We start from the raw sequence: 14,181 nt of genomic DNA on the forward strand, positions 1-14,181 counted from the left end.
TATGAAAGAATTATTCCCTGCTAAACAGGTTGCAGGTTTTGTTGCATCATTAGTCCTGACTGCTGTCGCGTTATTGGTTTACTTCACCGATATGACCTATACAGTAGGCATGACGATTTTATTAGCAACAGCCTTTATCCAAGCGTTCCTACAAATCGTAGTGTTTATGCACGCTGGTGAATCGAAAGATGGTAAAGCGATCTATACAAATATTGTCTATGCTGTAACCATTGCACTCGTTTCGGTATTTGGTACACTCCTTATTCTGTTATGGGATATGTAAAACAATAACCAATAAAGCAAGGGCTTCCATGTGAGAGGCCCTTGCTTTTATTTTTTGAATTTAATTTGAAGAAATAATCTAAAGTTTATGGAATTGGTTCGAACTTTACTTGCCAATCCTGTCTTCATTAATCACCAGAAATAAAAGGCATGATACATTCTTTTTTGAATGATCATGCCTTTAATTGGTCTGCTCATGAATAGACTAATCGATTCTTTCGTTATTAAGTCCGTTCGATTATTTTGCTATACTTCGATTGGATTTTTCAGAACTCTGCTCTGATAATAATTGCAAAAATAAAAACATAATAAATAATGCGCCGCCACATTTAGCAATTTCAATGCCGTACCAAATTGAGAAGTTTATATAAAAACTAGCAATGACAAGAATTATACCTAGAATCACAAGCATCCCAGAAAGTTTTGTGTATAGATTAAACATTTAAGTCACTCCTTCTTGGACTATTTATATTTAGTATACACCCTATTTCACAATTTAGCCACATTTTATTAACAATTTCGTCACATTTAATTCACTAATTATCCATTTTTGTTAATTGACCTTGATTTTCATCTATATATTACACTCAATTATTCCCTATAAGACAACATCTCAAGTTAATGCGACCATTTGTATCAATTGTCATTAAAAATGCTACGAAAAGGTTGACGTGTATGCAGAAATAAAGTTGGGACATAATTAACTAAGAAACTCATTTAACTTGAAGTTACGATTATTATGGAGGGTATATGAATAATAAAATTTTATATAGACCGTTATATAATCCAATTTACTTTCGTTATAGTTTCTGCTTCGTATTTGCCCTAGCTGTGATCATAAACTGTATGAATTTAAATGGAGAAAGTAGTTTATATATATTATTCATTTTTTCCGTAATTTTCTTGGGTATCGGTTTTTATAGTAAGCCCATTTGGTTTTTACTATTAGCTACCCTAATCATTGTAACTTGTAGGTATTTTCTAATATCTGACTCTGCCTCTAACATTGGAGTATTTTTAATTCATTTTCTAACCTACCTTCTAATAACCCTCATCTCGTCTGGATTAATGAAATATGTTCAAAAAGTACAGGAGGATAATTTAGAATTAACTATAGCACTTGCCAATGCTTTAAATTCAAGAGATCAATATACTTCACATCATTCTGAAAACGTAGCAAGATACTCTGTTCAAATTGCCGAAAAAATGAACTTATCTAAAGAAAGTTGCGAAATTATTCGCAAAGGAGCATTGCTGCACGATATTGGGAAAATCGGAATCCCAGAGGATATACTAGGGAAAAAAGGAAAACTGACGGATGAAGAATATGAAATAATTAAAAGTCATCCAACACTTGGACATAACATGATTAAACATATTGGAGACTTCCATAAAAATGGCCTATTAGATATTGTATTGTACCATCATGAAAGATACGATGGCAAAGGTTATCCTATTGGTCTAAAAGGAAATCAAATTCCTTTATTTGCACGTATTGTGGCCATTGCCGACACTTTTGATGCAATCACTACAAAACGTGTATATAGAGAGGAATATGATATCGAGTATGCTCTGGATGAGATTCAAAAAAATAAAGGAAAACAATTTGATTCAGAAATCGTCGATATATTTTTAAGTTTATTCGATCAAAGTTAAAGGGAGAACGCATCGGTAATCTTGAACTATGCTTTCTCCTTTTAACTTTTATTTAAACGCTACACTTAACAGTCCTTTTATTATTCCTGTGACATCACCCCGCTCAATTCTTCTATAAATGCATCATAATGTAGTTTGACTGCTATACGTGTTTTTCCTTTTTTACTTGTCGGACGATAATCAATATAGGACATTCCCTTTGCTTCTGTACTCTCAATTACTGAGGCATCATAGAATATGTAATCGACGATACTGGGATTTTTTACAACCATAATTGTAAGAAGATCATGAATAGGAGCCCCTTGAATACCTGGTACAGATTTCTTATAAAATTCATAGTAATATTTGAAAATTGGTTCCAACATAAAGGAATAAAAATTTTTCTCATTTTTTGAGATAGCTTCTACCATTTCCTCAGTAAGTACAGCATATTGCGTAACATTTAATGGGGTTATTGTAAGGTTGTGTGCGTACTTTAGAACAAAATTAGACGAATTCGGATCCCCATAGAAATTTGCTTCCGCCAAAGCTGTTGCATTTCCTGGAACAAAAAATGCACCACCCATCACATAGAAGGACTGGACCATTTTTATATATTCAGGAAATAGAATAAATACATTTGCCAGTGTAGTAGAACGGCCAGTATCAACTATAATAAGTTCATTTTTATATTTTTCAATAATAAAACGAATGGTATCAAAAGGATATATTTGATATTGAAAATTACTTGGTGGTTGAATCGGACCGATGCCATTCCCACCATGAATTTCAGGATAAAATCTCATAGCTTCCTCTGTAACTGGCATTGAAGCACCAGGAATCACTGGAATGTCGCTTCTACCCGCTAATTCTAGCAAATAGGCAGCATTTGCGGTTGCTTGTTCTTTTGTTACGTTCCCATAACTCGCAACAATTCCAATCAATTCAATTTCAGGGTCTAGTATGGCATACATAATAGCAAGGGAATCATCAATGCCAGGGTCACAGAATAAAAGAATTTTCTTAGTGATTGTAAGCACCCCTTTCTATCTCATATATATTCCTCTTTTTAAGAACCATACCAAAAAACGGTATTAAAACCACATCTTAAGCAAGTTGGTGTAATACTTATATATTCTCAACTAGTAAACATGCTGATTAATCCGGCAAATGTTACTCTCAATAGGTAAGCTGCTAAATGACAATAAAAGCCACAAATCCTTTAGTTAAAGGTCTGTGGCTTTGTCATACATATTAAAATTAAGATTGGATTATTTATATTGCTGTGATTCCTATATATATCTTACTATTTGTTCAAGAGGTAATCGTGATGATCCATAGGCAGGAGCATCTGCCTCCCCAATAGCGATTAATAAAATCGGCATTTCATTTTTTGGTAAACTAAACTTTTCTGCAAATTTTACCTTATCAAAACCACCCATTGGCACTGTATCATATCCCATATCTTTAGCCAACAACATAATTTGCATAGAGATCAGGCCAGCATCAAAATGAATAAGGCTTGTTAGTTTATCTTCTGGTAAGTTTCCATACAACGCTAGTGAATTTTTAATCATTAAATCAGCAATTTCTCTTGACATAAAACCTTGCTCATAATTGGCATCATAGATTTGTTCTGCTTTTTTGTACATATCAAGATCACCCAGCACTGCGATAATTGCTGAAGAAGTTTCAACTTGTTCCTGATTATTTGCAATCGGACGTAATTCTTTTTTTACCTTTTGATCCTCAATAACTATAAATCGCCAGGGTTGCATGTTGCTTGATGAAGGTGCTGTTATTGCATTTTGTAAAATAGCTTGTATTTTTTCCTGTGCAATTACAACACCTTCTTTATATTTACGGACAGATTTTCTTTCATGCATTAATTGTTCAATTGCTTTTACTGTAGTTGTCATTCTTAAAACCTCTTTCAATTATTTTATATAAAGTGTTTTTCAGTGTTATCCAACAATCTCCTTACGAATAGTTGAAATTGCTGTATGTCTTGATCGGTAAATTTATTAAACAATTCATCGAAAAATTGTTTTCTATCCAAATCGCAATGCTCCAGTTCGCCTTTACCATTATCTGTAATTTGTACAATCACTTCCCGATTATTTTGCTTATTTCGTGTACGAATTACAAAACTCTTCTCTTCAAGTATTTTTAAGTGCCTTGTAATTGCAGCTTGATCAATTTTTAACGACTGCTGCAGCTCTATTTGGGAAAGCTGCCCTTTCGTTAATAGCGTGTGCAGCATTTCATATCTAGTTAAACTTATCCCAGTTCGCTTTTCGAAGTTTTGAGTGACTTGACGATCTATCGTTTTAAGCATTAGAAAGATGTGTTTAATTTCTTCACACGATTGTTGCATTGCTTTCCTCCTCACCAATGACTAATCAATAGTTGACTAGTCAATCATACTATAATTATAGAAATAATCAAGCATCTAGCTCAGAATGACGTATTTTTTTTTTGAAAGGACTCCTCCATCCCTTCTGATAACACATAAACCCTAGACGTTACTCTTTAAAAATCGTATAGTTATATCTTGATAAGTGTCGATAAAGGAGATTCATTCATGAATATAGTTTTAACAACCTTAAACGCCAAATATATCCATACAAACTTGGCGTTGCGTTATTTAAAGGGTGCCGCACAGCCTGAATTTAACCCGAAAATAATTGAATATACAATCAAAGACCCTGCCTTTAATATTGTTTCTGACCTCTATCAACATAAACCAGATGTTGTTGGATTCAGTTGTTATATTTGGAATATAGAAGAGACAATCGGTGTTATTCGAATGCTCAAAACTGTGTCGTCAAACACGAAGATTGTTTTAGGTGGACCAGAGGTTTCTTATGATGTGCATGATTGGTTACGTCGATTACCAGAAGTAGACTTTATTGTTATGGGCGAGGGGGAACATTCCTTTAAAGGATTACTTCACCATTTTAATGGAGAGATACCATTAGAGGATGTTCCCGGCATTTGTTATTTACAAGACGGCAAAATGAAAATCCATGCTCAGCCTAAGAAAATCGATTTACGTGAGCTTCCAAGTCCCTATCGTTTTGAAGAGGACCGTGATTCCTTAGGTAAACGAATCCAATATATCGAAACGAGTCGCGGTTGCCCATTCTCTTGCCAATTCTGTCTTTCCTCTATCGAAGTCGGCGTACGTTATTTTAACCGTGACAAAATAAAAGAAGAAATTCGCTATTTAATGGACAATGGGGCTAAGACGATTAAATTTGTCGATCGTACCTTTAATATTAGCCGTAGCTATGCTATGGAGATGTTCCAATTTTTAATCGATGAACACAAGCCAGGCGTTGTGTTCCAATTTGAAATTACTGCCGACATTATGCGACCTGAAGTAATTCAGTTCCTAAATGACAACGCTCCAGCAGGATTATTCCGCTTCGAGATAGGGGTTCAGTCAACAAATGACTTAACGAATGAACTTGTTATGCGTCGTCAAAATTTTGAAAAGCTGAAACGTACTGTTACGATGGTAAAAGAAGGTGGCAAAATCGATCAGCATCTTGATTTGATTGCCGGCCTACCTGAAGAGGATTATGATAGTTTCCGTCAAACTTTTAATGATGTTTTTGCTATGCGACCTGAAGAACTGCAACTAGGGTTCTTAAAACTTTTACGTGGTACCGGCCTTCGTGTCCAAGCTGAGCAATATGGTTATACTTATGTAGATTTAGCTCCTTATGAGATTTTTTCAAATAACGTGCTAACATTTGATGAGATTATTCGCATTAAGCATGCGGAAGATGTTTTAGAAAAATATTGGAATGATCATCGTATGGACAATACCATTGAGTATCTGGTGACAGATGTGTTTGAAACACCTTTTGATTTCTTCCAAAGCTTTGGTACTTATTGGGAACTTAAAGGTTGGTCACGAATCGGTCATCAGCTTGAGGATTTATTTAAACGGCTAGAAGAGTTCTTGGCTACTCAACCGAACGTTAACATTGAAATCGTTCGTAGTCTAATGCAGCTAGATTATCTATCGAAGCAGCAATTCCAACCACGCAAGCTTTGGTGGGAAGAACGAGTTACTCGCGAAGATCAAAAAGTGATCTATAACCAATTAAAAGTTGACCCTACTTTAGCTGGTGAAGAATTCGCCAATTTTGACATAAGCGAAAAGGAATTCTTTAAGCATTCTCTTATCATTCCATTCTCTATTGATTATAATGCTTTGCAAAATGGACGAGTGTTAGCAAAGAGCGGCTATTTACTCACTTATTTCCGTATTGGTGATACGCCTTATTTTGCAACATTATCAAAAGATATGTAATACAAAAGGAGCCTTTCTCAATGGAGAAAGGCTCTAATTGTCTTTTCTTTCAGTCAAGATATCCTGTATGATTTCAATATGAGAAGCTGCCCATGCCTTCTCACGAAAATGCAAAAATAAACTGAAGGTAATCCCACCGATATAAATCACTATAAAAATTAACCAATATTTACTCCCCTGTGCAAATAAATGTTTTTGTAAACTATTGGAGAAAATTAGAAATAAAAAAGGGATTGATGATACATATACAGGGATCATTCCCGACCCATTTTTCTCTTTAATCAATCTGTAGAAAATCAACTTTAATAGATCGCTGTCAATGGATAAATAAAAATCTCTTACTTCTTTCATTTCCTTCAAATACTTTGAGTTAGGTATGTTAGCAGGATTCTTTTTCAAATGACAATAAATCTTGTGCGCATCGCCCCGAAACAAATTCAAAAAATAACTTCCTTTCGAAATGCAGGTGAGCTCCAATACATTTTTCTCTTGCTTATACTGTGAGATAACAAGAGAATTATACAATGATTTAATAATTGTTCAAAAAAAACTCCTGCAAATAAATTTCCAGAAGCATAATAAAACCATTTATATCTTACTCAGGAATAGACGGTGCAATACTCAAGAAAAATAACATAACCTACTCAAAATAATGTGCGCTTATTGGACGATTTCTACCAACCAATCTTTAAAGTCTACAAGACGATTGTATTTCGGTTTTACATCTGTTCCAACTATTATAAGCGGAACAACCGAATCAATTTTATGAAGAGATCCATGTGCCCCTCCCCCGGCGTGATCATGACTATGCTCTTCAATAAATTCATAGGAAGGTTTAGCATCCACGATAATAAATCTTCCTCCATGTGAATGGAGGGCACCATTTAGTCTCGCGAGTCCATCAGGATAATCACCGTATTGAATAGTTTCATTATCCGAGATTGAAATATCTAAAAGTGATAGATCCCCAACTAAATTCCAGCTCTGATTATATACGTCTCTATATTCCCCTATACTCGAAAACGAAAGAATCGTTTCCTTTTCCGGACTTACTATATAATTGAGATTCTCGTCCTTCCAGGCAATAAAACCTATTCGATTGTCCTCTTTTAATGTATTTATTATTGAATTTATTTCGATCTCGTTGTCATTCAAATTGATATAGGCCATACGTTCATTTATCGCGATAGCTAATTGCCCATCTTGATTATCACCACTCCAAAATGTAAAGCCCTTTAGTAATTGGTTTAGATCAATTAATCCTTTTTCTTTATCCTTTTTAACGAGGGATTGGGCACTATCTCCCATAACTATCCAGGTTACTTCTTCAATAGCCTCTTCCCACGACGGAAAAAGATTTAGTAGTTTTTGAATGGATTGATCAACTTCAATTATCGCTTTTACCTCCTCTTCTGGTCCTTTACGATGTACCTTAGCATCAAGATTCGGTAAATAGGCAAGTGTAAATGGAGGCAATTTATTTTGTTCTATTAAATACTTTAATTCACTAACAGTAAAATCATCATTAACGCCCATTCGATTCCATAAAAATTTATGCTTATCATTATCAGGATTATATTGAGAAAGGGCACCGAGAGAAAGTAGAGTTGGTCCCTTAATTTCAATTTCCTTGGGGAGCAGATGCATGAACGAGAGCATTTTTGGGACATTCAATTTGTGAGAAATATCTCCTTTAAAAATTAATCCATTGATGGAAGCGGACTGTATTTTAGTATCTGCAAGCTCTTCATAAATAGTTCTGACTTCAGAGTTCAAATGTTCATTATTTAAACGGATAATACTATCCTTTGCAACATTCTTGACACCATTATTCCAAATCTCCCTTATTCCACTACCATAGCTGATTATTCGATTATCCTTTTCGTCAAACCATATTAATCCGGGAATTTGGTGCTGATCTGCATAGGCTCCTGTTACAGTTGTGCTATCAATCGTAACTGACATGGTTGGATAAGAACTAACAACATCAGGTATATAAGTCCCTTTATTCATTAAAAATGAAAATGCTGGTGCATTGCCCTCCAGCACTGCTTTTTGGAGCGACTCACTCATCAGGGAATCTATTGTAAGTAAAATAACTGGCTTTTTTGATATTTGAATATCCATTTCACTCAAACTTTTTGTAGGTGTCATAGAAATCGTGACTCCAACAATTGATAGTAATAGTACTATAACGAATAAAAAACTGATAATTTTTCTTTTCATAAATCCACCTAATATAAAATAATATATTTATTATGTATTTTTATTGGAAATACATGCACAAATAATAAGACCGTACACAAAATGTGACGGTCATCTTTTTTATATTAGTTATTTCCTTGAGTTGCTTTTCTGTATTCAATTGAAGCAAACTGTTCTCGTGTTAATGGTCTGTTTGGAAATGCTCCATTTACTAAACCTTGCGACGTTGCCCATTCCCACGCTTCTCTATGATCAGCTAATACCTCGCGCTCTTTAACTCCTGCTAAACTCTCCAAAACGTTTATTCGATTAGCCTGAGCGTTGATTAATCGCTTTAATTCCTCATATTGCGCCATAGTCAACTCCTCCTCTGGACTTGTAACCCTTGATAAACCTGCAAATTCAGCAAAGCTTTGAGCCACAGCCTTTCCCACATTTGAAAGAACGGTATCGTTACGAAGTTTACTAACATCAATTAAACTGTCCATAAAGCCGCCTTCAATCAATATCGCTGGCATCGCTGTTTCACGAACTATGTGAAGATTTCCACGTTTTATACCACGATCACTTAGTCCATAAGCTTTCACAATTGCAGGATGGATCGCATTTGCTAACTCAACACTTCGAGGCTGTGGATTTGTATTTACAAATGTTTCAACACCAGTATGATTCCCCCATCTACCACCAAGAGCATTGTGGTGAAATGAAATATAATAATTGGCAGCCCAATTATTAGCCCCATCCGTACGTTCCCTTAAAGGGACATCTCTCTGACCAGTTGGATCATCGTATCTTCTCGTCATTACGCCTTTATAAAGGGCTAATTCATTTGCAAAAGCACGGGCTACTTTGTCGTTAAATGACCACTCTCTTTCTCCATCTGGTGTTCGTTTACCCGCTGTATGATAACCGTGACCAGCATCATATCCAACTTTAATCATTTTCCATCACCCTTGAAAATAGTATATGCTAAATATTTGAAACGGTTAGAAGTCTTAAATTAGGGTTGAGAATCCTTATCTTATTAGATAAATATGATCAGATTGGAAAAAGAGAGACAAATTTTCATCTAAAACAAAATGACAAATAAGTGCTTATTTTAAGGCAATTAAATTACTATTTATACGGTCCCATCAAACAGTTCACAATAGAAAATAGGAAATAAACTCTTCACTGCTTCATTACTAAACAAATAGCTCCGTTTCCTTCACAAAGCACCCACTTTAAAACATTCTTTGTTTTCTTCAAACCAATTTAACTTCTCTCTCAAATTAACTACCTCTCCAACAATGATCATACTTGGGTTTTTCACTTGTCCTTGAACCGCTTTTTCAAATATCGTTCCAAGAGTTCCAATGACCGTAAGCTGTTGATTAGTTGTTCCTTGATGAATTAAGGCTACCGGCGTTTCTTTGCTTTTTCCATGAGCAATCAATTGTTTTGAGATATAGTTTAAATTTTTCATCCCCATATAAATGGCTAACGTATCAACGCTTTTGGATAAGGAATCCCATTGAATATTGTCAGGTTCACCTTCTTTTTTATGCCCTGTGATAACTGCAAATGAAGAACTATAATCACGATGCGTTACCGGGATTCCAGCATAAGCTGCAGCAGCAATTCCAGAGGTGATACCTGGTACAATTTCGAACTTTATACCCCCTTCCTGACAAGCAGCCGCTTCTTCAGCTCCACGTCCAAATATAAATGGGTCTCCTCCTTTGAGGCGTGTTACAATTTTACCTTCCTTTGCATACTTTACTAATTCATAATTAATCGTGTGTTGTTGCATTGTATGACAATTTGGTAGCTTCCCACACGAGATGAGCCTAGCCTCCCTTTTTGCATAGTTCAACAAATCTATATTAATTAATCGATCATATAGAATGACATCTGCTTTCTCGATGCATTTTAAACCCTTTACAGTAATTAATTCTTCATCTCCTGGCCCAGCTCCAACAATATAGACCATTCCCATTTTAGACACCCTCCGCTTCACTAAACGGATTCTGTTTATTGACTTGAGAAAGTTCCAGCTGATTTTTTGGTAACGTTTGATAGGTTACATAAAGTGCTAACCCTGTAAAAACAAAACCACCTATAGCATTTCCGAATAATACAGGAATTTGATTCCAAATCCACCAATCAGAAAACGTTATATTTGCTCCTAATAACATACCTGCCGGAATGACAAACATATTGACAACTGCATGTTCGAATCCTTGAGCAAAGAAAATAAGGATTGGTAACCACATGGCCATAATTTTTCCCCCCGTGGATTTTGATGTCATGGCCATAACCGCACCAAGTGAAACCATCCAGTTACAAAGAATTGCTTTAACAACGACAACGATTATCCCAGTTACTCCTAAAGCCTGATAAGCAAGGGTTTTACTTTCTGCAACATTTATAATCTTTTGAATTACAAGATTGTCTGTAGCTGTACCAAAATTCGTAATTGCAATAACAATGAATATAGCGTAAACAAAACCGCCAATTAGATGTCCAACAATAACCCAAAACCAATTGTTAAGCATTTCTTTTACAGAAGCTTTTTTATCCATGACTGCTAACGGAATTAATGCAAAATTCCCAGTTACTAATTCGAGCCCTAATAAAATTATGATTACAAATGCAGCTGGAAATAGAACTGCTCCTACAATTCCTAATTTCGTTTGCATTTCAGCCGTAAATGCCAAAGTTGTTCCAAACCCGAGTAGTGCTCCTGATAAAATGCCGCGAATAATCATATCTTTAATAGGCATTTTCGCTTTATCTAAACCTGCTTGAATCATATTTTCAACAACGAGCTTTGGTTTAATATAAGACATTTGCTTCCTCCTCATCTAGATAACTCATTTTGGAATAATTTCGTTTTCTTATAGAAAAAGAATATAGACATCCTCTCCTATAACCTCGACTTCGAAGGTTCTAACACACCCGCGGTCTGGCTCTTGTACTTTGCCTGTTGTAATATCAATTTTCCAATCGTGCATAGGACAGAATACGTGTTGCCCACTTACTATTCCTTCAACTAATACGCCACCTCTATGTGGACAGCGGTTTTCAATCGCATGAAAGTGATCATTGTTTAAACGGAATAGCGCAATTTCTAGTTCTCCAATACGAATTGTTTTCCCAAAACCCTTTGCAACTTCTTCAACCTTTACCACCTTTACACGTTCTGCAATTTTTTTCATTGCTTTCCCTCCAGTTTGTTATTGTTCTACTGTTACTTTTTCGAATAATTCATTTTTTAGCTTTTCACTTCCAATAATTTTCTTCCAAGGATCTTCTAGTACTGTAGCAGCAATATTAAGGCGTTCATTTAGCTCTTGACGCTGCTTAGGATCTTCCATAACCACCTTGATATTTTCCAAGCCCATTCTTTCTACCCATTTAGAAGTACGCTCTAAGTAAATACCTGTTTCCCGGTAATACTGGAAGTATGCTGATGCATATTCAATGACTTCTTCAGCCGTTTTTACCTTACCTAGAAGATCGGCTGAGCGAAGATGTGTTCCACCATTTCCTCCGACATACATCTCAAATCCACCTTCAACTCCAACAACTCCAAAATCCTTAATACCCGACTCCGCACAATTGCGCGGACACGCTGATACGGCCATTTTAAATTTATGTGGTGAACCGATACGTTCTAACCGTTTCTCTAAAGCAATTCCCAGACTCATAGAATCTTGGGTACCAAACCGGCAGAATGTTTCGCCTACACATGTTTTAACGGTACGAAGGGTTTTCCCATATGCATATCCTGAAGGCATATCAAGCTCCTCCCACACCTTAGGTAAATCTTCTTTCTCTATCCCGAAGATATCGATTCGTTGACCACCTGTAACTTTTAATAACTTCGCTTTATATTTATCTGCAACATCTGCGATTTTTCTTAATTGATCAGAGTTTGTTACCCCTCCATACATTCTAGGCACAACACCGAAAGAACCATCTTTTTGAATGTTGGCATGTAAACGTTCGTTAACAAAGCGCGATTCATTCTCATCTTCATACTCAACCGGATGAATCATACCTAAATAATAATTCAAGGATGGTCTACATTTTGAACAACCTTCTAAAGTAGTCCAGCCTAAAACGTTCATTACTTCACGTGTATGCATCAATTTTTTGTTACGAATTTCCTCTATTACCTCGTCTCGAGAAAGACTAGTGCAACCGCATAATGTCTCCTTCTGAAATTCAGGTTTGAAGCTTTCTCCTAATGTGATTTCGAGCAGCTCGGATATCATTGATTTACACCCACCACATGATCTTGATGCACTTGTACATGCTTTTATACCATCAACTGAGATGCAGCCTTGTTCGTGGATAGCCTGTACGATAGATCCTTTAGAAACTCCATTACATCCACAGATTATTTCTTCAGCATCCATTGTAGCAACAACACTTTCTTCTGCTTCACCACCTATTGGTTGCAGCAAACTTACTTTAACAGTATCTGAAATATCCGCCTGTTTTTTTATCATCGAAAAAAGGCGTGTACCTTCTCTACTATCACCAAACAACACCGCACCAACTATTTTTTTGCCATTAAATACTAACTTCTTATAAAGTGCATCCTGTTCATCAAAAATCCGTAATGCTTTTTTCTCGCCACCTTCGATAAACTCACCAGCCGAGAATACCTCTACGCCAGAAACTTTTAGTTGAGTTGATACTATTGAACCTTGATAGGGAGTAACATCTAACTCACAAATTGCTTGAGCAAGTACTTTTGATTGTTCGAAAAGTGGTGCAACTAGGCCATATGCAATTCCATTATGTTCTGCACACTCACCAACGGCATAGATATGTGGGATGCTGGTTTGTAAATAATCATTAACAATAATTCCACGGTTCGTTGTCAGGCCAGCTTGTTGAGCTAGCTCGATATTCGGCTTAATTCCGGCTGCCATAACAACTAAATCACAATCGATCTCCTCCCCATCAGAGAACTTTAATCGTTCGACTCTTTTTCCACCAGTGATTGCTGTAGTGTTTTTTTCTAACAAAAACCGCATTCCTTGCCCCTCTAAGTCTGCTTTTAACAGAGAAGCCGCGGTGGCGTCCAATTGTCTATCCATTAAATTGTTGCCAAGATGTACAACAGTAACATCCATACCTAAATTCAATAAACCCCTTGCTGCCTCTAAACCTAATAATCCCCCACCGATTACCGCTGCCCTGTGATATTTTTTTGAAGCGTTCACCATTTCAACTGTATCTCTAATATCTCTAAATGTCGTAACCCCTTCTTTATCGTTCCCTGGAATTGGCAAAATAAAGGGTTTTGAGCCTGTTGCTATGATTAGTTCATCATAAGGAATTGTTGTCCCGTTATTGGTAATTACATTTTTTTCTACTGTTTCAATGTGAATAGCTTTTTCACTTGTAAATAATTGAATATCATTTTGTGCGTACCAAGACCAATCATTTAATGTAATATCTTCTACCGTCGTATCACCTTGTAACACTTTGGATAAAAGAATTCGGTTGTAATTTGGATATGGTTCTTCACCAATTATCGCAATCTCGAATCTTTCTTTCGAAATTTTAAGTATTTCCTCAACAGTCTTTACACCCGCCATACCATTTCCTATAAGAACTAATCGTTTTTTGTTCATAAATAATCCTCCTTGAAAACGAATTTGATTTGACAGAAAATTCTAAAACCTATATGTCAGATAATATCACATAAGATGTATTTGTAAAGCATCTTT

General features: G+C 35.8%; 14 protein-coding genes. 3 read left to right on the forward strand and 11 right to left on the reverse strand.

The genetic code is table 11. The annotated features are described in order from the left end of the window. Position 1: 1 nt before the first annotated feature. Positions 2–283, forward strand: coding sequence for a cytochrome aa3 quinol oxidase subunit IV (gene qoxD / locus C1N55_RS11115; RefSeq protein WP_137728891.1), 282 nt, complete (start codon positions 2–4; stop codon positions 281–283). Between the two features lie 237 nt (positions 284–520). On the opposite strand, the gene C1N55_RS11120 is transcribed toward qoxD, so the two are convergent. Continuing rightward, positions 521–724 carry a hypothetical protein gene (locus tag C1N55_RS11120; protein ID WP_137728892.1) on the reverse strand — a complete coding sequence of 68 codons (204 nt, stop codon included), beginning with the start codon at positions 722–724 and terminating at the stop codon, positions 521–523. 308 nt (positions 725–1,032) lie between these two features. On the opposite strand from C1N55_RS11120, the gene C1N55_RS11125 reads away from it, so the two are divergent. Continuing rightward, positions 1,033–1,938 (forward strand): HD-GYP domain-containing protein, encoded by a 906-nt coding sequence (locus C1N55_RS11125; RefSeq protein ID WP_137728893.1) that lies wholly within the window; start codon positions 1,033–1,035, stop codon positions 1,936–1,938. Positions 1,939–2,018: 80 nt separating this feature from the next. Here C1N55_RS11125 and C1N55_RS11130 read toward each other — a convergent pair whose 3' ends face one another. From C1N55_RS11130 to C1N55_RS11140, 3 genes are all read right to left on the reverse strand, one after another. Next, on the reverse strand, positions 2,019–2,948 hold the full coding sequence (locus C1N55_RS11130) for a nucleoside hydrolase (RefSeq protein WP_137730625.1): 930 nt from the start codon (positions 2,946–2,948) through the stop codon (positions 2,019–2,021). Between the two features lie 261 nt (positions 2,949–3,209). After that, positions 3,210–3,836 (reverse strand): nitroreductase family protein, encoded by a 627-nt coding sequence (locus C1N55_RS11135; RefSeq protein ID WP_137728894.1) that lies wholly within the window; start codon positions 3,834–3,836, stop codon positions 3,210–3,212. Positions 3,837–3,859: 23 nt separating this feature from the next. Continuing rightward, positions 3,860–4,294 carry a MarR family winged helix-turn-helix transcriptional regulator gene (locus C1N55_RS11140; RefSeq protein WP_137728895.1) on the reverse strand — a complete coding sequence of 145 codons (435 nt, stop codon included), beginning with the start codon at positions 4,292–4,294 and terminating at the stop codon, positions 3,860–3,862. 207 nt (positions 4,295–4,501) lie between these two features. Between C1N55_RS11140 and C1N55_RS11145 the strand changes: the two genes are divergently transcribed. Then, on the forward strand, positions 4,502–6,244 hold the full coding sequence (locus C1N55_RS11145; protein ID WP_137728896.1) for a B12-binding domain-containing radical SAM protein: 1,743 nt from the start codon (positions 4,502–4,504) through the stop codon (positions 6,242–6,244). Between the two features lie 33 nt (positions 6,245–6,277). On the opposite strand, the gene C1N55_RS11150 is transcribed toward C1N55_RS11145, so the two are convergent. The 7 genes from C1N55_RS11150 to nirB all read right to left on the reverse strand — a co-directional run bounded on the left by C1N55_RS11150 (position 6,278) and on the right by nirB (position 14,085). Continuing rightward, entirely contained in the window at positions 6,278–6,685 is a 408-nt protein-coding gene (locus C1N55_RS11150; RefSeq protein WP_137728897.1) for a hypothetical protein, read from the reverse strand. 219 nt (positions 6,686–6,904) lie between these two features. Continuing rightward, positions 6,905–8,470 (reverse strand): alkaline phosphatase family protein, encoded by a 1,566-nt coding sequence (locus C1N55_RS11155; RefSeq protein WP_137728898.1) that lies wholly within the window; start codon positions 8,468–8,470, stop codon positions 6,905–6,907. A 104-nt stretch (positions 8,471–8,574) separates the two neighbouring features. Continuing rightward, a complete protein-coding gene (locus tag C1N55_RS11160) occupies positions 8,575–9,390 on the reverse strand; it encodes an N-acetylmuramoyl-L-alanine amidase (protein WP_137728899.1) in 816 nt (271 codons plus the stop codon). A 266-nt stretch (positions 9,391–9,656) separates the two neighbouring features. Then, on the reverse strand, positions 9,657–10,427 hold the full coding sequence (cobA, locus tag C1N55_RS11165) for a uroporphyrinogen-III C-methyltransferase (RefSeq protein WP_137728900.1): 771 nt from the start codon (positions 10,425–10,427) through the stop codon (positions 9,657–9,659). Between the two features lies 1 nt (position 10,428). After that, on the reverse strand, positions 10,429–11,280 hold the full coding sequence (locus C1N55_RS11170) for a formate/nitrite transporter family protein (protein ID WP_137728901.1): 852 nt from the start codon (positions 11,278–11,280) through the stop codon (positions 10,429–10,431). A gap of 48 nt (positions 11,281–11,328) precedes the next feature. Continuing rightward, positions 11,329–11,649: a nitrite reductase small subunit NirD gene (gene nirD, locus C1N55_RS11175; RefSeq protein WP_137728902.1), complete on the reverse strand. Its 321-nt coding sequence runs from the start codon at positions 11,647–11,649 to the stop codon at positions 11,329–11,331. A gap of 18 nt (positions 11,650–11,667) precedes the next feature. Beyond that, positions 11,668–14,085 (reverse strand): nitrite reductase large subunit NirB, encoded by a 2,418-nt coding sequence (gene nirB, locus C1N55_RS11180; protein WP_137728903.1) that lies wholly within the window; start codon positions 14,083–14,085, stop codon positions 11,668–11,670. Positions 14,086–14,181: the final 96 nt, after the last annotated feature.

Origin of the sequence: Lysinibacillus sp. SGAir0095 (assembly GCF_005491425.1) — a bacterium.
Classification (GTDB): Bacteria; Bacillota; Bacilli; order Bacillales_A; family Planococcaceae; genus Ureibacillus.